The 21,926-nt window shown below is 61.5% G+C and carries 19 protein-coding genes; 12 read left to right on the forward strand and 7 right to left on the reverse strand.

The genetic code is table 11. The features are described 5' to 3' along the window. Window positions 1–14: 14 nt before the first annotated feature. Window positions 15–2,534: an ATP-dependent helicase HrpB gene (gene hrpB / locus AB4N41_RS05110; protein ID WP_252876950.1), complete on the reverse strand. Its 2,520-nt coding sequence runs from the start codon at window positions 2,532–2,534 to the stop codon at window positions 15–17. 110 nt (window positions 2,535–2,644) lie between these two features. Between hrpB and AB4N41_RS05115 the strand changes: the two genes are divergently transcribed. After that, window positions 2,645–3,064 carry a polyribonucleotide nucleotidyltransferase gene (locus tag AB4N41_RS05115; protein WP_252876951.1) on the forward strand — a complete coding sequence of 140 codons (420 nt, stop codon included), beginning with the start codon at window positions 2,645–2,647 and terminating at the stop codon, window positions 3,062–3,064. 13 nt (window positions 3,065–3,077) lie between these two features. Next, entirely contained in the window at window positions 3,078–3,974 is an 897-nt protein-coding gene (locus AB4N41_RS05120; protein WP_056790613.1) for a cation diffusion facilitator family transporter, read from the forward strand. Here the strand turns inward: AB4N41_RS05120 and AB4N41_RS05125 are convergent. Continuing rightward, a complete protein-coding gene (locus AB4N41_RS05125; RefSeq protein WP_252876952.1) occupies window positions 3,968–4,906 on the reverse strand; it encodes a DUF6515 family protein in 939 nt (312 codons plus the stop codon). The genes AB4N41_RS05120 and AB4N41_RS05125 overlap by 7 nt on opposite strands. A gap of 450 nt (window positions 4,907–5,356) precedes the next feature. On the opposite strand from AB4N41_RS05125, the gene AB4N41_RS05130 reads away from it, so the two are divergent. Continuing rightward, window positions 5,357–5,836 (forward strand): Lrp/AsnC family transcriptional regulator, encoded by a 480-nt coding sequence (locus tag AB4N41_RS05130; RefSeq protein ID WP_007909658.1) that lies wholly within the window; start codon window positions 5,357–5,359, stop codon window positions 5,834–5,836. A gap of 805 nt (window positions 5,837–6,641) precedes the next feature. After that, window positions 6,642–6,851, forward strand: a complete 210-nt coding sequence (locus tag AB4N41_RS05135) for a DUF2788 domain-containing protein (protein WP_016773053.1) — start codon at window positions 6,642–6,644, stop codon at window positions 6,849–6,851. On the opposite strand, the gene AB4N41_RS05140 is transcribed toward AB4N41_RS05135, so the two are convergent. From AB4N41_RS05140 to AB4N41_RS05155, 4 genes are all read right to left on the reverse strand, one after another. Beyond that, window positions 6,846–7,481 (reverse strand): pseudouridine synthase, encoded by a 636-nt coding sequence (locus tag AB4N41_RS05140; protein ID WP_095181889.1) that lies wholly within the window; start codon window positions 7,479–7,481, stop codon window positions 6,846–6,848. The two genes, AB4N41_RS05135 and AB4N41_RS05140, sit on opposite strands and share 6 nt — an antisense overlap. Window positions 7,482–7,553: 72 nt before the next feature. Beyond that, the gene (amn, locus tag AB4N41_RS05145) at window positions 7,554–9,053 is read right to left on the reverse strand and encodes an AMP nucleosidase (RefSeq protein ID WP_016773051.1); all 1,500 of its coding nucleotides are present in this window, start codon (window positions 9,051–9,053) and stop codon (window positions 7,554–7,556) included. Between the two features lie 182 nt (window positions 9,054–9,235). Beyond that, window positions 9,236–10,891, reverse strand: a complete 1,656-nt coding sequence (locus AB4N41_RS05150; protein WP_252876953.1) for an acyl-CoA dehydrogenase family protein — start codon at window positions 10,889–10,891, stop codon at window positions 9,236–9,238. A 95-nt stretch (window positions 10,892–10,986) separates the two neighbouring features. Beyond that, on the reverse strand, window positions 10,987–13,338 hold the full coding sequence (locus AB4N41_RS05155) for a hybrid sensor histidine kinase/response regulator (RefSeq protein ID WP_252876954.1): 2,352 nt from the start codon (window positions 13,336–13,338) through the stop codon (window positions 10,987–10,989). A gap of 475 nt (window positions 13,339–13,813) precedes the next feature. Between AB4N41_RS05155 and AB4N41_RS05160 the strand changes: the two genes are divergently transcribed. The 4 genes from AB4N41_RS05160 (at window position 13,814) to AB4N41_RS05175 (ending at window position 17,331) form a co-directional block, all read left to right on the forward strand. After that, entirely contained in the window at window positions 13,814–14,611 is a 798-nt protein-coding gene (locus tag AB4N41_RS05160) for a hydroxymethylpyrimidine/phosphomethylpyrimidine kinase (protein WP_007909650.1), read from the forward strand. 18 nt (window positions 14,612–14,629) lie between these two features. Then, window positions 14,630–15,253 (forward strand): thiamine phosphate synthase, encoded by a 624-nt coding sequence (gene thiE / locus AB4N41_RS05165; RefSeq protein WP_056790629.1) that lies wholly within the window; start codon window positions 14,630–14,632, stop codon window positions 15,251–15,253. Window positions 15,254–15,268: 15 nt separating this feature from the next. Beyond that, the gene (gene hemL, locus AB4N41_RS05170; protein WP_073475652.1) at window positions 15,269–16,552 is read left to right on the forward strand and encodes a glutamate-1-semialdehyde 2,1-aminomutase; all 1,284 of its coding nucleotides are present in this window, start codon (window positions 15,269–15,271) and stop codon (window positions 16,550–16,552) included. Between the two features lie 224 nt (window positions 16,553–16,776). Continuing rightward, a complete protein-coding gene (locus AB4N41_RS05175) occupies window positions 16,777–17,331 on the forward strand; it encodes a tetratricopeptide repeat protein (RefSeq protein ID WP_041477733.1) in 555 nt (184 codons plus the stop codon). A 191-nt stretch (window positions 17,332–17,522) separates the two neighbouring features. Here AB4N41_RS05175 and AB4N41_RS05180 read toward each other — a convergent pair whose 3' ends face one another. Then, window positions 17,523–17,852 carry a DUF1820 family protein gene (locus tag AB4N41_RS05180; protein ID WP_016773045.1) on the reverse strand — a complete coding sequence of 110 codons (330 nt, stop codon included), beginning with the start codon at window positions 17,850–17,852 and terminating at the stop codon, window positions 17,523–17,525. 132 nt (window positions 17,853–17,984) lie between these two features. Here AB4N41_RS05180 and miaB point away from each other — a divergent pair, with 132 nt between their 5' ends. The 4 genes from miaB (at window position 17,985) to AB4N41_RS05200 (ending at window position 21,921) form a co-directional block, all read left to right on the forward strand. Next, the gene (miaB, locus tag AB4N41_RS05185) at window positions 17,985–19,313 is read left to right on the forward strand and encodes a tRNA (N6-isopentenyl adenosine(37)-C2)-methylthiotransferase MiaB (protein ID WP_041477732.1); all 1,329 of its coding nucleotides are present in this window, start codon (window positions 17,985–17,987) and stop codon (window positions 19,311–19,313) included. Between the two features lie 283 nt (window positions 19,314–19,596). Next, window positions 19,597–20,589 carry a PhoH family protein gene (locus AB4N41_RS05190; protein ID WP_016773043.1) on the forward strand — a complete coding sequence of 331 codons (993 nt, stop codon included), beginning with the start codon at window positions 19,597–19,599 and terminating at the stop codon, window positions 20,587–20,589. Next, on the forward strand, window positions 20,582–21,076 hold the full coding sequence (gene ybeY, locus AB4N41_RS05195) for an rRNA maturation RNase YbeY (RefSeq protein WP_016773042.1): 495 nt from the start codon (window positions 20,582–20,584) through the stop codon (window positions 21,074–21,076). Before AB4N41_RS05190 ends, ybeY begins: the two co-directional genes overlap by 8 nt. Before the next feature lie 5 nt (window positions 21,077–21,081). Next, window positions 21,082–21,921 (forward strand): HlyC/CorC family transporter, encoded by an 840-nt coding sequence (locus tag AB4N41_RS05200; protein ID WP_024014438.1) that lies wholly within the window; start codon window positions 21,082–21,084, stop codon window positions 21,919–21,921. The last annotated feature ends 5 nt before the right edge of the window (window positions 21,922–21,926 follow it).

The following is a 21,926-nucleotide window of genomic DNA, read 5'->3' on the forward strand; positions in this document are numbered from 1 at the left end:
CGCTGCCATTGTGTTCAGGTACCGCGTGGCTTTGCCCGCGCGGTGGCTTCGGCGACCAAGGGATCGTCCGGCCAATAATGCTTCGGATAACGCCCCTTCAGATCCTTCTTCACCTCGGCATAGGTACTGCGCCAGAAGTTGGCCAGATCCTGCGTGACCTGCACCGGCCGCCGCGCTGGCGAGAGCAGATGCAGCTTGACCACTTGCCTCCCGCCGGCAATCCGAGGCGTATCGGCCAGACCAAACAGCTCCTGCAAGCGCACCGCGAGAATCGGTGGATGGTCGCTGTAATCCAGGCGAATCGATGAACCCGACGGCACGCTCAAATGATGCGGCGCCAGCTCGTCGAGTTTCTGTGGCAGCGGCCACGGCAGCAGATTGCGCACGATGCTCGACAGGTCGAGGTTGGCGAAATGGCTCAGCCGCGAGACCTTGCCCAGATACGGCAGCAACCAGTCTTCCAGGGTATTGAGCAGCGCTGCATCGCTGACATCCGGCCATTGGCTGTCGTCCTGAGTGTTCAGATCGAGCTGACGCAGCAGCGCCACCCGCGCCTGCCACTGGCGCAGTTCTGGCGTCCATGGCAGCAGCTCCAGACCCTTGCGTCGCACCAGATTGACCAGGGCCTGACTGCGCGCGTTTTCATCCAGACCGGTCAACGGATCGCGGCTGAGAATCAGCTCGCCGACCTTGCGCTGGCGCTCGGCACGCAGCACGCCTTCGCGTTCATCCCAATCGAGTTGGTCGACGCTGCGCACTTGCTCGGCGAGCACCGAATCGAACAGCGCCGGATCGAAATCCGCCGCCAGATAGATGCGTTCTTCGCGCTGGCCCTGACGGCTGCCGAGGTCGGCGATGACGATCCACTCATGCTTCATCAAGCTGTCGGCCTCAGCGAACAGCGCGGCGCGACCGTTGGCCAACCGGTATTCGGCCCCCCCGGCACGCCGTTGCTGGGCGACGCGATCCGGGTAGGCCAGCGCCAATAGCGCGCCGAGCCAGCGCGGATGCTCGGGATCGTTTACCGGTTCGCTCGGCTTGCCGCGCAGATAGCCGCGATATTGCCGAGCCAATTGCCGGGCACGTTGCACCCCGCCCTGCGCCCCACGACCGGCACGTTCTTGGCCGGAAAGCAGGACCAACCGGCTGTGCAGATCCGCGCCAGCGCCGCGCAGGATATCGCGCTCGCCGAGCAGCGCCGCCACATCGCAGGCCATCGCCGCCAGCCCCAATGCCTGACCGCGCAACAGCAAATGCGCAATGCGCGGATGCGCCGGCAATTCAGCCATCGCCTGGCCGTGGGCCGTCAGCGTGTCGCCGTGCAAGGCGCCGAGGCGTTGCAGCAGATCCTGCGCTTGCGCATACGCGGCGGCCGGGGGCACATCCAGCCAGACCAGTTCGCCCGGGGTCACGCCCCAGCGCCCCAGCTGCAAAGCGAGGCTGGCCAGATCCGCCGAGAGAATTTCCGCGCTGCCATAGGCCGCCAGTTGTTCGTGCTGATCCTGTGACCACAGGCGATAACACACGCCCGGCTCCAATCGCCCGGCGCGGCCGGCACGCTGGGTGGCGCTGGCCTTGGAGATGCGTTGAGTGTCAAGGCGGGTCATGCCGCTGCCCGGGTCGAAACGCGGCACCCGCGCCAGCCCGGCATCGATGACCACGCGCACGCCGTTGATGGTCAGGCTGGTCTCGGCGATGTTGGTTGCCAGCACCACTTTGCGCTGACCGGGCGGCGCCGGATCGATTGCCGCGCGTTGCGCATTGAGGTCGAGTTCACCGTGCAACGGGCACAGCAAAACGTCTTTGCGCTCGCCGATTGCGTCGGCCAATTGCTGATGCACGCGACGGATCTCCGCCTGTCCCGGCAAGAACACCAACAGGCTGCCGGTCTCGTCGTGCAGCGCTTCGAGCACGGTTTGGGTAACGCGTTGATCGATGTATTCGCCTGGCTGAAACGGCCGGCCCCAGCGCATCGTCACCGCGTACATGCGGCCTTCGCTGCGCAGGATCGGCGCGTCATCGAGCAAGCCCGCCAGGCGCTCGCCTTCGAGGGTGGCCGACATCAGCAGAATCTTCAGCGGCTGTTCAGCGCGAAACAGCTCGCGACCGTTCAGACTGAGGGCCAGCGCCAGATCGGCGTCGAGACTGCGTTCATGAAATTCGTCGAAGATCAGCAGACCCACACCCTCCAGCGCCGGGTCGTCCTGCAAGCGCCGGGTGAGAATGCCTTCGGTGACCACTTCGATACGCGTCTTCGGGCCGACTTTGCTGTCGAGGCGGATGCGATAGCCGACGGTTTCACCGACCTGCTCGCCGAGCTCGCTGGCCAAACGTTCCGCCGCTGCGCGCGCGGCCAGACGCCGTGGTTCGAGCATGACGATGGTCTGCCCGGCCAGCCAGGCTTCGTTGAGCAAGGCCAAGGGCACGCGGGTGGTCTTACCGGCGCCGGGCGGTGCTTCGAGCACGGCTTCGTGGCGTGACGCAAGGGCTTCACGCAGGGCGGGTAAAACATCATCGATCGGCAAAGAAATCATGCTGGCTCCCAAACAGAGCGGCGAGTATAACGACGAACTGTCTGACGTTCGTCAGGGTCTTAACTTCACAAGACGAAGCTTCGTTATTTGATGACTCAGGAGACATTTCCATGCGCTTACCCTCTCGCCTGATCGGCGGTGTTCTGGTCACCACTCTGCTCACGCAACTCACGGCGTGCGGCTCGATTTTCTACCCGGACCGCCGTGGCCAGATCGACGGCAAGATCGACCCGGCGATTGCCGTGCTCGATGCCGTCGGCCTGCTGTTCTACATCATTCCCGGGCTGATCGCGTTTGCCGTCGACTTCGCCACCGGGGCGATCTATTTCGAACCGGGCCACACCGCGCAGATCGATCCGGCCAAGCTCAAGCAAGCCATCGGCCCGGATGGACAGGTCGACAATCACAAGTTGCAGGCGATTCTTGAGAGCGAACTGGGTAAAGACTTTCCTCTCGACGACCCGCGTCTGATCCAGCACAAGGGCAGCACTCAGCAACTGGCGATGTTCGGCCTGCAACCCGCCGCTTGAATAAGGACGTTCAATGACCTCCAGCCCCGAACACGCCCGCCTGCTGCGGCTGGCGACCCGCGCCTCGGTGGCGGTCGCGTGCACGCTGATCGTCGCCAAAGCGATTGCCTGGTGGCTCAGCGGATCGGTGAGCATGCTCGCCGGCCTCACCGACTCGGCGCTGGATGGCGTCACTTCAATGCTCAATCTGCTGGCGGTGCATTACGCCTTGCGTCCGGCGGATGACGATCACCGTTATGGCCACGGCAAAGCCGAATCGCTGGCGGGCATGGCGCAGGCGTTGTTCATTGGTGGCAGCGCGGTGTTGATCGCGTTTCAGGCCTACGAGCGCTTGCAGAAACCAGAGCCGCTTGGCGCGCCGTGGCTGAGCATCGGTGTGATCGTGTTTTCCCTGCTGCTGACGGCGGCGCTGCTGATGTTGCAGCACCGGGTGATCAAGCAGACCGGCTCCAACGCCGTGCGTGCCGACTCCCTGCATTACCGTTCGGACCTGCTGCTCAACGGCAGCATCCTGATCGCGCTGGTGTTGGCGGGAATGGGTTTTGCGCAACTGGACGCGTGGTTCGGGCTGGGGATCGCCGTGTACATTTTCTGGAGTGCGATCCAGATCGCCCGGGAAAGTTTTTCGGTGTTGATGGACGAGGAGTTGCCGACCGATGTCAGCCAGCACATGCTCGAACTGGCGTGCAGCGTGCCGGGGGTGCTCGGTGCGCATGACTTGCGCACGCGGATCTCGGGCAACCACTGGTTCGTGCAATTGCACCTGGAATTGCCGGGCGAACTGACCCTGTCAGTCGCCCATGGCATCAGCGATCAAGCGGCGGCGGCGATTCACAAGGAATATCCGAAGGCCGAGGTGCTGGTGCACGCCGACCCACAGGAAGTGGTGCTCGCCGCCCGCACTCAGTAATTGACTTGGTAACCGCGACTGCTCAGGCAGTTGCCCTGCGCCTGGCGATAGGCCTGAACCACTTCGGGTGCCGGTTGGTAGGTCGCGGTGCGCGGGTCGAAACCGCTTTGCTGCACCGCGTACTGCGAGCACTGGTAACCGTCCTGCTGCACCTGCTGCGGTGACTGGCCGTTGGCCGGGTAGGCTTCGACGTCATAGCCTTGAGATTGCGGTTGCGGCGGTTGCTGCAGCGGCGGCTCGACCACCACGTAATCCTGCGTCGCCTCCTGATAGGCGTAATACGAGCCGGCGGCGAGGAATAGCAGCGAGCCGCCGATCCACACTTCACGGGCGTAATCCGGCAAATACTGGATGCGGATCCCGCGCGGCGGCTGCACGACGATGTAGCGTGGGCCTTGCGGGCGATACCAATAGCCACCGGAATAGAAGTAATCCTGACCGCGATACGGCACGCGGTAATCACGATCCGGGAAACGATCGATCACATGGCCCGGACGATATTGCGGGCCAGGCCCCCAGCCATTGCCATGACCGTTCGGCCGTCCCGGCCAGCGGTTGTCATCGGGACGTGGCCGCGTCTGCCATTGCTGATTGTGGTAACCGTTCTGCGGGCGCTCGTCGCGGTAGTAACCCTGACGCGGCTCCTGAGTCTGGTGCACGGCGTCGGGTCGCGGCTGGATCGGCAGGTTGTTGCCCGGCTGGCGAGGCGGTTCTGGACGATCATCGACACGGTTGCGGTTCTGCCATTGACCGTCATTGTTATGCGGCTGGCCGTTGTGCTCGAACTGACGGCTGTTGTCGCCACGGATAATCCCGTCGTTCTGCGGCCCGTTGCCCGGCCCGCGATTCTGCGGCTCATCGGCCAGCGCTTGCGCACTGACCCCCACACACAGCAAACCAACACCGGCCAGACGCCAGATGCGCGAATTCATGCTTTTCCTCACTGTGGGAGCCTGTCGTTGGCAGGGCTTGTTGCTGAGACTCGAAACAGCCCCATCGGGTTCTGCAACAGGTTATCAGTCGCGCGACTTATTTATTGAGGCGCCAACATGAAATCGCAGGCAAGAAAAAAGGGAGACCCGTCGGCCTCCCTTCTGGAGAACTTCGTCCTGGCTCGACGCTTTTGACGTCGGCTCACCTCACGCTGTCTTCTGGGCAGTGTGCAGCTCGGGGGCCGGCACATCCCCGGTGGGGGTGGCGGCCTCGGCGGGCCTGATTGGGCGGGCCGCGTGGACTGTGTTACCGAGCAGTGATTCTGGTGTTAAGAATAAGCCTGAGGCTGCGACACAGGATTGCGAAAATTGCTCAATTAAACACCGCTTGCGCAATTTTTAACCCTGGATAGATAATCTGCCGCAATAGTTACGACCAAGGACAGATTGATGAGCAAACTTGACCGGTATGACCTGAGTATTTTGGCGGAATTGCAGCGCGACGCCCGTATCTCCAACCAGGAACTGGCCGAACGCATCGGTCTGTCGCCCTCGCCTTGCTCGCGCCGGGTCAAGCAGCTGGAAGACGATGGCTATATCTCGCGCCAGGTGGCGCTGCTCGATCGCAAGATGCTCGGCTTGAGCCTGACGGCGTATGTACTGATCGGCATGGACCGGCACACCCCCGAGCGCTTCGAGAATTTCGAGGCGGCAATCCGCACGTTGCCGCAAGTGCTGGAATGCAGTCTGGTGACCGGAGTGGATGCCGACTACCAGTTGAAAGTGGTGGTGCCGGATATGGATCACTATCAAAAGTTGCTGTTGGGGCATCTGACGCGGATCGAGGGGGTCACCAGCGTGCGGTCGAGTTTTGTGCTGAATCAGGTTTTGAACAGTACTGAATTGCCGCTGACTCATTTGCGTAGCTAAGCAAAAGCCCCTCACCCCAGCCCTCTCCCGGAGGGAGAGGGAGCCGACCGAGAGATGCTCTAGAAGCACGCCGACCTGAAAGTTCTGTTGTGAATCCATAATCGACTCGATATTCAGGTCGATGTAAGACGCCAGACACCTCGGTCAGTCCCCTCTCCCGGAGGGAGAGGGAGCCGACCTAGAGATGCTCTAGAAGTACGCCGACCTGAAAGTTCTGTTGTGAATCCATAATCGACTCGATATTTCAGGTCGATGTAAGACGCCAGACGCCTCGGTCAGTCCCCTCTCCCGGAGGGAGAGGGAGCCGACCTAGCGATGCTCTAGAAGTACGCCGACCTGAAAGTTCTGTTGTGAATCCATAATCGACTCGATATTTCAGGTCGATGTAAGACGCCAGACACCTCGGTCAGTCCCCTCTCCCGGAGGGAGAGGGAGCCGACCTAGAGATGCTCTAGAAGTACGCCGACCTGAAAGTTCTGTTGTGAATCCATAAGCGACTCGATATTTCAGGTCGATGTAAGACGCCAGCCACCTCGGTCAGTCCCCTCTCCCGGAGGGAGAGGGAGCCGACCTAGAGATGCTCTAGAAGTACGCCGACCTGAAAGTTCTGTTGTGAATCCATAAGCGACTCGATATTTCAGGTCGATGTAAGACGCCAGACACCTCGGTCAGTCCCCTCTCCCCTCCGGGAGAGGGTTAGGGTGAGGGCAACAATTGCGGATCAGCCCCAGATCAATGCCACCCCACCGACCATGGCGTATACTCGCCGCCGCCCTTTCAGCCCTGTCCGCGCCGGAGATCGCCAATGGATCCAGCACTGTTCGAAGAGTGGATGATGACCGGTCTGGTCAGCATCCTGATCATTTTCATGGGTTTCATCGTCTGGGATCTGGCGAAGAAGTCCAAGGCCGGGCGGTTCGGCTCGTTCATTCTGTTTTTCGTGCTGGGCCTGGGCGTGGCCGCGTTCATCATCAAGAGTGTGGTGATCGGCCTGATCGAGTCCGGCGCCTTATAAGCGCGCCGGCACTTCCCGCCACTGGCCCTGATCCAGCCCTTCAAGGGTCCAGTCGCCAATCCTGACTCGCACCAGACGCAACGTCGGCAGCCCGACCGCCGCCGTCATGCGCCGCACCTGACGGTTGCGCCCTTCGCGAATCACCAGTTCCAGCCACGAAGTCGGTATGGTCGCGCGAAAGCGTACCGGCGGATTGCGCGGCCACAACTGCGGCTCAGCCAGTTGCCGCGCTTGGGCGGGCAGGGTCATGCCGTCATTCAGCTCGACGCCATCGCGCAGGCGCTGCAACTGCTCGGCCGTCGGCTCGCCTTCCACCTGCACCCAATAGGTCTTCGCCAGTTTGTGTTTCGGATCGGCGATGCGCGCCTGCAACTGGCCGTCGTTGGTCAGCAGCAACAAACCTTCGCTGTCACGATCCAGACGTCCGGCCGGATAAATCCCCGGCACATCGATGTAATCCTTGAGCGTCGCCCGCCCTTCACCGTCGCTGAACTGCGTCAGCACATCGAAGGGTTTGTTGAACAGGATCAGCTTCGGCTCGGCCGGCGGCGCTTTTGCGACACGGCGTGGCGAGGACGATTGCGGCTTCACACCGGGACGGCGCGAAGGTGGACGCGGGGGACGGGACATAAGAGACAGAACATTTAGCGATCAGGGCTGACAATGCTAGTGCCCCGACCGCCAAATGACCACGACTAACCGTTAACGGAATGGCGGCTCGTCGAAGCTGCGCAACTTGCGCGAGTGCAGCGAGTTGAGTTCGGTACGCAGCAGATCCACCGCTTCGATGCCGATTTTCAAATGCTGGCTGACCGCGCGTTCATAGAAGGCGTTGGCCGAGCCCGGCAGTTTGATTTCGCTGTGCAGCGGCTTGTCCGAAACGCAGAGCAACGTGCCGTACGGCACCCGCAAGCGATAACCCTGCGCTGCAATCGTGCCGCTTTCCATGTCCACCGCAACCGCGCGGGACAGGTTGATCAGCGGCCGCTCCTGAGCCCAGCGCAGTTCCCAGTTGCGGTCGTCGTAGGTCAGGACCGTGCCGGTGCGCAGGCGTTTTTTCAGGTCGTCGCCCTTCTCGCCGGTGACATTCGCCGCCGCCTGCTGCAGAGCAAGCTGCACTTCGGCCAGTGCCGGAATGGGAATATTCGGCGGCACCACACGATCAAGAATGCCGTCGCGGCGCATGTAGGCGTGGGCCAGCACGTAATCGCCGATGGTCTGCGACTGACGCAGGCCACCGCAGTGGCCGATCATCAGCCAGCAATGCGGACGCAGCACCGCCAGGTGATCGGTGATGTTCTTGGCGTTGGACGGGCCGACGCCGATGTTCACCAGCGTGACACCGTGGCCGTCGCTGGCGATCAGGTGATAGGCCGGCATCTGGTACCGGTGCCAGACCACACCGGCGGCAATCGCCGAGGCTTCGCCGTGATCCATGCTCTTCTCGATGATCACGTTGCCCGGCAGGACCATGCGCACGAAGCGCGGGTCGCGGCGCAACTGCTCCAGACCATGAACGATGAACTGATCGACGTAGCGATGGTAGTTGGTCAGCAGAATCCACGGCTGCACATGGCGCCAGTCGCTGCCGGTGTAATGCACCAGACGGCGCAGCGAGAAGTCCACGCGCGCCGCATCAAACAGCGCCAGCGGCAGCGGATCGGTGTTTTCCCAGTCGTAGAGGCCGTCGGCAATGCCATCGGTCGCGGCGGACAGATCGGTACTCGGGAACACCCGCGCCAGCACCGCCGCAGTGACGCCGGAACCGGCCAGTTCATCGCCCTGCTCGACCACATACGGATACGGAATATTCTGCTGGCTGACGCCGACTTCGACGGTCACGGTGAAGTCGTGCATCAACGGCGTCAGTTGTTCGAGCAGGTATTTGCGAAACGCCGCCGGGTGGGTGACGGTGACGCTGTAAGTGCCCGGCAACTGCACCTTGGCGTAAGCGCGGGTGGTCTGCGGCACTTCGCCCTGACAGTGGTAGGTCAGACGCAGTTCGGGATAACGAAACAGGGCACGCTGTTCGGCGTCGGGTTCGACGCGGTCCTTGAGGTAACGCTTGAGGGCAGAATTCAGCGCAGTGGTGGCCCGCTCATGCAGCTCGGCCAGACGATCCACGGCTTGTTCGGCGGTTTGAACGACAATAAACGCTTCGGTCACGATCAGCTTCCTGTGTTCTGACTTGCAGAGCTTCATCTTGCCTGCATCGTGGTCGCACGGGAACAGTGGCGTTGTGGCGACACTTAAATCTGCAGACCAATGATGTCCTCTGTGGGAGCGAGCCTGCTCGCGAATGCGGTGGATCATCCAATAAAGATGTCGACTGACACACCGCTTTCGCGAGCAGGCTCGCTCCCACAGGGGGGATATGACGTGGGTCAGAAAAGCTGTGGAGTCGAGCGCGCGACGATGGCTTCGACGTCCAGCCCACGCGGCAACCCGCCGTAGACGCGACCGCCACCGCCACCGCTCAGGCGGCTGGCAATGAAAGCATCACTGACCGCCGAATTCCCCGCCTCCAACAGAAGCTTGGCCTGCAACCCAAGCGCAATGTCTTCAGTCAGTTGCCGCGCTCGATACTGAATTTCACTGGTGTCCTTGAATTGCGCCTGCAACTGCTGAATATGCGCAGCCAGACGCTTGTCGCCATGGCCGTCGCCCAGTTCGCTGAACAGCACATCGAGCACGCCCGGTTCTTTTGACAATGCGCGCAGCACGTCGAGACATTGCACATTCCCCGACCCTTCCCACGTCGAATTCACCGGCGCTTCGCGGTACAGGCGCGGCAGGATGCTGTCCTCGACGTATCCAGCGCCGCCCATGCATTCGGCGGCTTCGTTGATCATTCCTGGCGCACGTTTGCAGATCCAGTATTTGCCCACCGCCGTCACCAGCCGCGCGAATTGCGCTTCGTGGCGATCATCCAGATGATCGAGCGCCTTGCCCATGCGCAGACTCAGGGCCAGCGCCGCTTCGCTCTCCAGCGCCAGATCGGCCAGCACGTTTTGCATCAGCGGCTGCTCGCTGAGCAATTTGCCGCCGACCTTGCGGTGCGCGCAGTGATGACTGGCCTGGGTCAGCGCCTGGCGCATCAGCGAGCTGGAGCCGACCATGCAATCGAAACGGGTCATGGCGACCATCTCGATAATGGTTGGCACGCCGCGCCCTTCTTCGCCGATCATCCATGCCAGTGCGCCACGAAACTCCACTTCGCTGGAGGCGTTGGACTGGTTGCCGAGTTTGTTTTTCAGACGCTGGATGTAGAACTGATTGCGCGTGTCGTCCGGGCGATGGCGCGGCAGCAGGAAGCAACTCAAGCCCTTGTCGGTTTGCGCCAATGTCAGGAAGGCGTCGCACATCGGCGCCGAGCAGAACCACTTGTGCCCGACCAGTTCATAGGCCTGACCCGGACCACTGGCGCCGACCGGATAAGCCTTGGTGGTGTTGGCGCGGACATCGGTGCCGCCCTGCTTCTCGGTCATCGCCATACCGATGGTCACGCCAGCCTTGTGCGCCATGCCGACGTTGCGCGGGTCGTAGTCGGTGGCGAGGACTTTCGGCAGCCACTGTTCGACCAGGTCCGGCTGCAAGCGCAGGGCCGGCACGCTGGCGAAGGTCATAGTCAGCGGGCAACCACTGCCGGCCTCGGCCTGGCTGTGCAGGTAGGTCATCGACGCGCGGGCGACATGTGCGCCGTCCTGTGGGTGTGCCCAAGGCAGCGAGGTCAGGCCATGTTCGATCGCGGTGCGCATCAGCTCGTGGTAGGCCGGGTGAAACTCGACCAGATCGATGCGATGGCCGTAGCGATCATGGCTGGCAAACACCGGTTTGTTCTGGTTGGCGAGAAACCCCGCTTCCATCAAAGGCCCACCCGCGAGTGCGCCATAGGCATCGATGCGCGACTCGGCCCAACCGGCGCCAAAACGCCGCGACCACTCCTGTAACGGCAGATCGATGCGGTACAGGTTGGTGCCGTCCAGCGACGGCGGCTGATTGGTGACTTCGTGGGTTTCGGCGAACTGATGCAGGTTCATGACGGCGCTCCGTGTTCAGCAATGGCACCAGTTAAGCACTGGTGCTTTTTTGAACAAAGTGTCATAGACGCCGTTTTTGCGGCGCTTTTACCCCATCAGCAACTGAGCACGCGGCGCTGTAATGCAGCCTGCAGATCCTCGAATTTGACCGGTTTGTGCAGATAGTCGATAGGCGCGCCCGGGGCGCATTGCTCGCGATCCGCACCCAGCGCCAGCATGAATACCGGCAAGTGCGCACAGCCCGGCAATGCATGGATCTGGCAGCACAGCGATGCGCCTTCGTGGCGGGGCAACTGGCAATCGATCAGCACCGCATCGAAACTTTCCCGTTGCAGGCAGTCCAGCGCGGCGGCGCCGTTGTCAGCGCTGCGCACGCGGAAACCGAGCTTGAGCAACATGCCACGCATGACCAGTTGATTGACGCTGTTGTCGTCCACCAGCAGCACCGTGCAGTCCTGCGGCGCACGAATGCAATCGCGGGTCGGCTGATCCGCAGGCGCTTCGATCACCGGCAGTTCGAATTCGACATCGAGCTGGAAGCGGCTGCCGCGTCCCGGCTCGGAACGATGGGTGAGTTTGCCGCCGAGCAATTCGACCAGTTGCCGACAGATCGCCAGACCCACCCCCAGGCCGCCGTATTCGCGAGTCATCGAGCCGTCGAGCTGGAAGAAACGCTGATACAGGGTCGCCTCGCCCAGATCAGTGAAACCGATACCGGTGTCGATCACCGCGAACGATAGCGCCATGCGCTCATCCGCCGACGGCCGCCCGGTAACGCGCAACGCCAGCCCGCCGACGCGGGTGAACTTGATCGCATTGTCCAGCAGGCATTCCAGGCACTGCGCCAGTTTCGCGCTGTCGCCGAGCAAGCGATCCGGCAGGGTCGGCAGCACCTCGACCTTGAAGTCCAGCGACTTGCTCGCTGCATTACCTTCGAACTGCACGCGCAACGCCTCGACCACTGCGCGCAGGCTGAAACTGCCCGGCGTCGCCTTGAGTTTGCCGGCCTGCAATTCGGTGAGCGTGAGGATGCCATTGACCATGCGCATCATGTCGCGAGCAGAACCGGCGGCGGTTTGTTGATATTGCTCAAGCTCGGGATCGAGGTCGACGGTCTGCATCAGCTCCAGCGAACCGATCACGCCGTTCATCGGCGTGCGCAGTTCGTGGGTCAACGTCGCGAGGAATTCATCCTTGAGCTTGTTGCTGTGGGCCAGTTGCTGGTTGAGCACTTCGAGTTTCTGCCCGGCGTCGAACAAAGTCTGCGCCTGTTGTTCGCGCATCGCGTTGATGCGGTCGGCCAGCGCCAGCGACAGCAGCGCCACCTCGATGGCCGAGCCGATCTGGCTGGCGTACATGGTCAGGAACACGTTGGGCAGCAGGCCCAGCACCATCAGCGTATTGACGATGCCGCCGAGCAGGAATGCCGACCAGGCGATGATGAAGTAACGCGCCACACGCAGGCCGCGCCACCAGGCAAGAATCCCGGCGGCAAAGATCACCACGGTGAAGGTCAGCGCCAGTGTGGTCGCCAGGCGCAGGGCCAGGGCATAACTGGTCATCAGCGACAGGCCGATCACCAGCGCACTGAAGGCAATCAGGCCGATCAGCAAGCGATCCAGCCAGGGGCTGTGGGTCTTGGTCTGCAGGAAACTGCGGGCGAACTGGCTGCCGAACAGCCCGGCGCAACCGATGAAGAACGGCGTCGCGGCGTTGGCCCACCATGGGTTGTCCGGCCAGAAATACTCGACCGCCGCGCCATTGACCGACAATTGATAGAGGCCGAACGAGCCGATATAGAAGATGTAATAGAGGTAACTGGTGTCGCGCACGCTCAAGTAGATGAACAGGTTGTAGACCAGCATCCCCAGCAGCACGCCATAAATGATGCCGAGTACATACAGGCGCACCGGTTGGTCTTCGAGGTATGCGCTGCTCGACCACAACGTCACCGGCGCCTGGATCGAGCCTTCGCTGGCCAGTCGCAGGTACAGCGTCTGCTGTTGATCCGGTTTGAAGGGAAGGTCGAACAGGTAGTTGTTCTGGCGGATCTCGCGACTGGCGAAGGGCAAGGCATCGCCGGTCTGGCGCACCAGCCGGTATTCGCCGTTGGCGCCAGGCAAGTACAGATCGAGGTGATCAAGCGGCGGATACGCCAGTTCCAGCAGCCAGGTGCGCTGGGCGGCCGGGTTGCTCGGGCGGTAATGCAGGTCGATCTTCAGCCAGAACGCCGAACGCGAGTAACCGGCGTTGAGCGTGGCTTTGTCGTGGGCTTTGAACTGGCCGGCGGCGTCTTGCGCGCGGACGTCGGCAATCGTCGCCTGACCGCTCGGGTCTTCGAACACTTGCAGCGATCGGCCCAGTGGCAGGCTTTGGGTGAATTCGTCGAATTCGACAGCGCTCGCCATGAGGGGCAAGCAGAACAGCAACATCAGCAAATAGCGCATTGAAGCCCCAGCGTGGCTCGTCCGGTTGTGTCAGGAAGCCCCCCATTCCCTTTGAGTAGACGTAAAACCGGTATTACCTGTGATTGTTTGGATCCAGCCTAGCATAGCCGTTGATGGCCATTGAGCACCATGGAAATTTTTCCTACAACGGCTCTAGAACGGGCGTTCCAGGGCAAAGCACCGAGATAGAGCTGTTGGGTTGGTCAACTCGCGACGACAGCCTCCTTAATAGATGACCAATTGTGGCGAGGGGATTTATCCCCGTTCGGCTGCGAAGCAGTCGCCAGTCCATCCAGCGAGGTGTGTCAGAAAGAACCGGATTGCAGGGTTTGGGGCCGCTTCGCAGCCCAACGGGGATAAATCCACTCGCCACAAATGTGCTCCAAATAAAGACTGCGGGGTTGTCCGACAATCTGCTCGCAAACACCGTGAGTACTGAACCCCAAAATCAGCTTTGGTGGTAAGCTCGCGCACCATGAATATCTACAGCTCCCGCCCCGTTGTCCTCTGTCTCTCCGGCCACGACCCCAGTGGTGGCGCCGGCTTGCAGGCAGATATCGAAGCCTTGCTCGCGCAGGGTTGCCATGCGGCTCCGGCCGTCACCGCCCTGACCGTGCAAGACACCGTCAACGTCACTGACTTCCGCGTCCTCGACCGTGAGTGGGTACTGGCCCAGGCCAACGCCGTGCTCAACGACTCCGAAGTCGCCGCAGTGAAACTGGGCATGCTCGGGTCGCTGGAGATGGTCGACACGGTCGTCGAACTGCTCTCGGCGCACCCGCATCTGCCGGTGGTCTGCGACCCGGTGCTGCGTGCCGGCGGCGGCGGACGCCTGGGCAAGGACGAGGTCGGCTATGCGATGCGCGAGCGTCTGCTGCCGCTGTCGATCATTGCTACCCCCAATCTTCCTGAAGCGCGCATCCTCGCCGAACTGCCCGAAGGCACGGCCGACGAGTGCGCAGAAAAACTCCTGCCATTCGTCAAAAACCTGCTGATCACCGGCGGCCATGGCGACGAAACTGAAATCCACAACCGCGTGTACAGCCGCGACGGTCTGCGCGAAACCTTTATCTGCCAGCGCCTGCCGGGCAGCTATCACGGCTCCGGTTGTACGCTGGCCAGCGCCCTCGCCGGTCGCCTGGCTCAAGGCGAACACCTGGCCAGTGCCGTGCGCAGTGCGCTGGATTACACCTGGCGCACTTTGCGCGATGCCGAACAACTGGGCAAAGGCCAGTTCGTGCCGCGTCGCCTGCCGCTGGATTTCTGCTCGTAACGTCGTGAGGTCTGCCCGATGAAACTACGTGGCCTGTATGCCATTACCGACAGCCAGTTGCTGGCCGGCAAGTTTCTGTCTTACGTGGAGGCGGCGCTCGACGGCGGCGTCACCCTGCTGCAATACCGCGACAAGAGCAGCGACGAGGCCCGCCGTCTGCGCGAGGCCGAAACGCTGCGCAACTTGTGCGAGCGCTATAAAACGCAGTTGATCATCAACGACGACGCCGAGTTGGCCGCGCGCCTCAACGTTGGCGTGCACTTGGGCCAGACCGACGGCCCGCTGTCGCCGACCCGCGCCCTGCTCGGTTCGAAAGCGATCATCGGTTCGACCTGCCACGGGCAAATCGCTCTGGCCGAACAGGCTGCCAAAGAAGGTGCGAGTTATGTCGCCTTCGGCCGCTTCTTCAATTCCACCACCAAACCCGGTGCGCCGAGTTGCAGCCTCGACTTGCTCGACGAAGCCAAACGCACGCTGCACTTGCCGATCTGCGCGATCGGCGGGATCACCCTCGATAACGCCGCGCCCCTGGTCGAGCACGGTGTCGATCTGCTCGCCGTGATCCACGGTTTGTTCGGCGCCGAGAGCAGCGCCGAAGTGACCCGCCGCGCCCGCGCCTTCAACGAACTTCTGAAAATCTGATTTGAGAGCCCGATCATGTCTCGTTCCGAAACCCTGTTTGCCAATGCTCAGAAACACATTCCCGGCGGCGTCAACTCGCCGGTGCGCGCGTTCAAGAGCGTTGGCGGCACCCCGCTGTTCTTCAAACACGCCGAAGGCGCTTACGTCACCGACGAAGATGACAAGCGTTATGTCGATTACGTCGGTTCGTGGGGCCCGATGATCCTTGGCCACAGCCATCCGGACGTGCTCGACGCGGTGCGCAATCAGCTGCAACACGGCCTGTCCTACGGCGCACCGACGTCGATGGAAACCGAGATGGCCGATCTGGTCTGCTCGCTGGTGCCGTCGATGGAGATGGTGCGCATGGTCAGCTCCGGCACCGAAGCGACCATGAGCGCGATCCGACTGGCCCGTGGTTACACCGGTCGCGACAGCATCATCAAATTCGAAGGCTGCTACCACGGCCACTCCGACAGCCTGCTGGTCAAGGCCGGTTCCGGCGCTCTGACCCAGGGCGTACCGAGCTCGGCCGGCGTGCCTGCAGCGTTCGCCAAACACACCCTGACCCTGCCGTTCAACGACATCGACGCGGTTGAAGCGATGCTCGCCGAAGTGGGCGGAGAGGTGGCGTGCATCATCGTCGAGCCGGTCGCCGGCAACATGAACTGCGTGCCGCCAGCGCCGGGCTTCCTCGAAGGCCTGCGTTCGCTGTGCGACAAGCACGGCGTGGTGTTGATTTTTGACGAAGTGATGACCGGTTTCCGCGTCGCCCTCGGCGGTGCCCAGGCGCACTACGGCGTGACGCCGGACCTGACCACGTTCGGCAAGATCATCGGCGGCGGCATGCCGGTGGGCTGCTTCGGCGGCAAGCGCGAGATCATGCAGCGCATCGCCCCGCTCGGTCCGGTGTATCAGGCAGGTACGTTGTCGGGTAATCCGCTGGCGATGGCTGCCGGCCTGACGACCTTGCGTCTGATCAGCCGCCCGGGTTTCCACGCCGAATTGACCGACTACACCGCGCGCATGCTCGACGGTCTGCAGCAGCGTGCCGATGCTGCGGGCATCCCGTTCGTGACCACTCAGGCCGGCGGCATGTTCGGTCTGTACTTCAGCGGCGCCGATGACATCGTCACCTTCGACGACGTGATGGCCAGCGATGCAGCAATGTTCGGTCGCTTCTTCCACCTGATGCTGGAAGGTGGCGTGTACCTGGCGCCGAGCGCTTTCGAAGCCGGTTTCACCTCGATCGCCCATGGCGAAGCCGAGCTGCAACTGACGCTGGACGCCGCCGAGCGCGCTTTCGCCGCATTGAAATAATCGCCGTACCGCTGACGTTGGCTATGGCCAGCGTCAGCTTTCGCCTACATCCGCTCGGTTTTTCCGACATGCCTGCGAAAATCCTGCCCGAATCGGGCGATATATTCCCCACGCAGCAGAAAAACGAGTAAAGACTTTGTAAGGTTGGCCCTGCTTATTTCATAATGCGCGCTTATTGGATCCCTCGACGGGTCCGCGTGCCCTTCAGAGGTAAGTCGATTCCCATGAACCGCACCGGCCGCACCCTTGCATTGGGCTGCCTGTTGCTCCTTCAGCCCCTGCTCGCGCATGCACAAGCAGGCGGCAACTCGTTGTTGATCCCGGCGATGGGTCGTTGCACCCTCAATACTCAGCCGCAAGATGTCACGCAGGCACTGGCCGCCTGCCAGAAAGCGGCGGACGAAGGGGACGCGCAAGCGCAATACGAGTTGGGTGAGTTCTACTACGACGGCAAGAACGCGCCGCGCGACCTCAATCAAGCCCTGAGCTATTTCGAAAAGGCCTCGTTGCAAGGCCACGCCCAGGCGCAATACAAGCTCGGCAGCATGTTCTTCCACGGTGAAGGTGTGCAGGCCAACAATATCCAGGCCTACATCGTGCTGAAGATGGCAGCGGTCAACGGTGCCGAAGAGGCGCTGGACACGGCCGACGAAGTCTCGGAAAAGATGTCCCGCGAAGATCTCGAAACCGCCACTCAGGTGCTCGGGCAGATTTTCCGCAAATACCTCATGGAACTGCAGAACGCCGATGGGCGTACGCCATTCTCCCCACTTCCATAAGCGCTGTGGAGATGGCCTGTGGCGAGGGGATTTATCCCCGTTGGGCTGCGAAGCGGCCCCAAAACCTGCAACCCGATTCTGTCTGACACACCTTGCTGAATGGAGCTGCGACTGCTTCGCAGCCCAACGGGGCGGTGCGACGTTTCGCTAAACCCCCTCACCACAAACTCATCCCAATCCAGAATCCGCTGTTACTTCTCAGGCATCGGCATCGGAAACGGCATGACATTGCCGACCGCGCCCCGGGCCTCGCTGATTTTCGGCGTGCCCAGACGTTCCACTTCATCGATGCGCACGATCGAATGCATCGGCACAAAGCTGCGCACCACGCCTTCGAATTGCGCCTTGAGCTTTTCTTCGCTCGGATCGACGACCATTTGCGTACGCTCGCCAAAGACGAATTCTTCAACTTCCAGGAAACCCCACAGATCACTTTGATAGATCTGCTTGGCGTACATTTCGAACACCTGGCCCTGGTTGAGGAAAATCACCTTGTAGATTGGAGCTTCGCGTTTGGTCATGGCGGGCGGATAACATCGGGGTAAAAATGAGGGCGCGAACTATAGCATAGCCACCGGACGCACAGCGGTAGGAACCTTACGGCTTGTTCCCTATAATGCGCGGTTCTTTGAATCACGTGACGACCCGAATCCATGGCCAAGAAGCTTTACATCGAAACCCACGGTTGCCAGATGAACGAGTACGACAGCTCGCGCATGGTCGATCTGCTGGGCGAACATCAGGCCCTGGAAGTCACCGCCCGCGCGGAAGACGCCGACGTGATTCTGCTCAACACCTGCTCGATCCGCGAACGCGCGCAAGACCGCGTGTATTCGCAGCTCGGCCGCTGGCGCGAACTGAAGCTGGCCAACCCGGACATGGTCATCGCTGTCGGCGGTTGCGTGGCCAGTCAGGAAGGCGCGGCGATCCGCGATCGCGCTCCCTACGTTGACGTGGTGTTCGGCCCGCAGACCCTGCACCGTCTGCCGGAAATGATCGACGCCGCGCGCAGCAGCAAGCTGCCGCAAGTCGACGTCTCGTTCCCGGAAATCGAAAAATTCGACCACCTGCCCGAGCCGCGTATCGACGGCCCGAGCGCTTATGTGTCAGTGATGGAAGGTTGCAGCAAGTACTGCACGTTCTGCGTGGTGCCGTACACCCGTGGCGAAGAGGTCAGCCGACCGTTCGACGACGTGATCGCGGAAATCATTCACCTCGCCGAACACGGCGTGCGTGAAGTGACGTTGCTCGGGCAGAACGTCAACGGCTATCGCGGCCAGACCCACGACGGTCGCCTGGCCGACCTGGCCGAACTGATCCGCGTGGTCGCCGCTGTCGATGGCATCGACCGCATCCGCTACACCACGTCGCACCCGCTGGAGTTCTCCGACAGTCTGATCCAGGCCCACGCCGAAGTGCCGGAACTGGTCAAGCACCTGCACTTGCCAGTGCAGTCGGGCTCGGACCGGATTCTCGCAGCAATGAAGCGCAACCACACGGCGCTGGAGTACAAATCCAAACTGCGCAAACTGCGCGCTGCCGTGCCGGGGATCTGCATCAGTTCGGACTTCATCGTCGGCTTCCCCGGTGAAACCGAGAAAGACTTCGAACAGACCATGAAGCTGATTGCCGATGTCGGCTTCGATTTCTCCTACTCGTTCGTCTACAGCCAGCGCCCGGGCACGCCCGCTGCCGATCTGGCAGATGACACGCCGGAAGAATTGAAGAAAGAACGTCTGAACGCGCTGCAACATCGTCTGAATCAGCAGGGCTTCGAGATCAGCCGACAAATGGTCGGCTCGATCCAGCGCATTCTGGTGACCGATTATTCGAAGAAAGACCCGGGCGAGCTCCAGGGCCGCACCGAGAATAATCGTATCGTCAACTTCCGCTGCGACAATCCCACCCTGATCGGCCAGTTCGCCGATGTGCACATCGACGCCGCGCAACCGCACTCGCTGCGTGGTTCGCTGGTTCAATAACACCATCGCATTGTGGATGGGGCTTCTGTGGTGAGGGGATTTATCCCCGATGGTTGGCGCAGCCGACCCAAAACCTGCAATCCGGGTGATCTGATACACCTCTGATAATGGTTTCAGGGCCGCTTCGCGCCCCATCGGGGATAAATCCCCTCACCACAAATGACCCCGCCAGCCACAGAGAATGGGTTCGAAAGCAGCGTCGATATTTAAGAGCTTTCGCACCCAGGCCACTGGCGTTATCCTTGATTTCATCCTAATTGCCCCAGGGCGGCTAAATACGACCTTGAACGCACCCATCGAACCACATCGTTTTCTCCTCGAGCCTTTTGAGGCTCGCCGCTTCGCCAATCTGTGCGGGCAATTCGACGAGCATTTGCGCTTGATCGAACAGCGCCTGGCCATCGAGATCCGCAATCGCGGAAACCAGTTCGAGTTGATAGGCGATCCAAAACTCACCACGTCCGCGGAAAACCTGCTGCGCCGCCTGTACCGGGAAACCAAGGGTACCGAGCTGTCGCCAGACCTGGTGCACCTGTTCATTCAGGAATCAGCAGATATCGACAACCCGGCCCCTGCCGAAGCGACCGTCGCCCTGCGCACCAAGAAAGGCATGATTCGCCCACGCGGCTTGAATCAGCAGCGCTACGTGAAGGAAATCCTCGGCAACGACATCAACTTCGGCATCGGCCCGGCCGGTACCGGCAAGACCTATCTGGCCGTGGCCTGCGCGGTGGATGCGCTGGAGCGCGAGCAGATCCGCCGCATCCTGCTGGTGCGTCCGGCAGTCGAAGCGGGAGAAAAGCTCGGCTTCCTGCCCGGCGATCTGTCGCAGAAGATCGACCCGTACCTGCGCCCGCTCTACGACGCGCTGTACGAAATGCTCGGTTTCGAATACGTCGCCAAGCTGATCGAGAAACAGGTGATCGAAGTCGCGCCGCTGGCCTACATGCGCGGTCGTACGCTGAACAACAGCTTCATCATTCTCGACGAAAGCCAGAACACCACCGTCGAGCAGATGAAGATGTTCCTCACGCGCATCGGCTTCGGCTCCACCGCCGTGATCACCGGTGACATCACCCAGGTCGACCTGCCGCGCGGCACCAAGTCCGGGCTGCACCATGTGATCGAAGTGCTCAAAGACGTGCCGGGCATCAGCTTCACCCACTTCCAGCCCAAGGACGTCGTGCGCCACCCGTTGGTGCAGCGGATTGTCGAGGCCTACGAGCGCTTCGAAACCCGTGCCGAAGCCGCGAAGGAAGCCTCGCGCGATGCTTGAGCTGGATCTGCAAATCGCCACTGAGGCCAGCGCGCCGAGTGAAGCCGAGTTCCGCCAGTGGTGCGAACTGGCCCTGCGCCAGCGCAGCGCTGATTCGGAAATGACCATTCGTCTGGTCGACGAGGAAGAAGGCCGCGAGCTCAATCACACCTGGCGCCACAAGGACTACGCGACCAATGTGTTGTCGTTCCCAGCGGAAGTGCCTGACGAGTTTCTCGATATCCCGCTGCTCGGCGATCTGGTGATCTGCGTGGCCGTGGTCGAACGCGAAGCCGCCGAGCAGGGCAAGGAACTAAAGGCCCACTGGGCACATCTGGTCATTCACGGCTGCTTGCATCTGCTGGGTTACGACCATATAGATGACGACGAAGCCGAAGAAATGGAAGCGCTGGAACGCGAGTTGCTTGCTGAACTGGGCTATCCCGATCCGTACGCGGACGACGAAACCGAACACTCCCCCATCGTTACAACAAAGGATTCAGAGTAATCGCTATGAGCGAAGATCGATCGAGCAACGGGCAGAAGTCATGGCTGGGTAAGCTGACCCAGGCTTTTGCCCACGAGCCGAAGAACCGTCAGGAGCTCCTCGAGCTGCTGCGTGATGCACATCAGAACAAACTGCTGGACAGCGAAGCGCTGGCCATCGTCGAAGGCGCCATCCAGGTGGCTGACCTGCAAGTGCGCGACATCATGGTGCCGCGCTCGCAGATGGTCAGCATCAAGGCGACCCAGACACCCCGCGAATTCCTCCCCGCCGTAGTCGACTCGGCCCACTCGCGCTATCCGGTCATCGGCGAAAGCCATGACGACGTGATGGGCGTACTGCTGGCCAAGGATCTGCTGCCGCTGATCCTCAAGGAGAACGGCGACAGCTTCAACATCAAGGACCTGCTGCGCCCGGCCACCTTCGTGCCGGAGTCCAAGCGTCTGAACGTGTTGCTGCGTGAATTCCGCGCCAACCACAACCACATGGCCATCGTCATCGACGAATACGGCGGCGTGGCCGGTCTGGTGACCATCGAAGACGTGCTCGAGCAGATCGTCGGCGACATCGAGGACGAGCACGACGTCGAAGAAGACAGCTACATCAAGCCGCTGCCCAGCGGTGATTTCCTGATCAAGGCGCTGACGCCGATCGAGAACTTCAATGAGTTCTTCGACAGCGAGTTCTCCGACGACGAATTCGACACCGTCGGCGGCCTGGTGATGAGCGCGTTCGGGCACTTGCCAAAACGCAACGAAACCACTGAAATCGGCGCTTATCGTTTCCGCATCCTGAACGCCGACAGCCGTCGGATTCATTTGCTGCGACTGACGCCTATCGCTCGTTAATTCTA

Source organism: Pseudomonas sp. S2_A10, assembly GCF_054668465.1.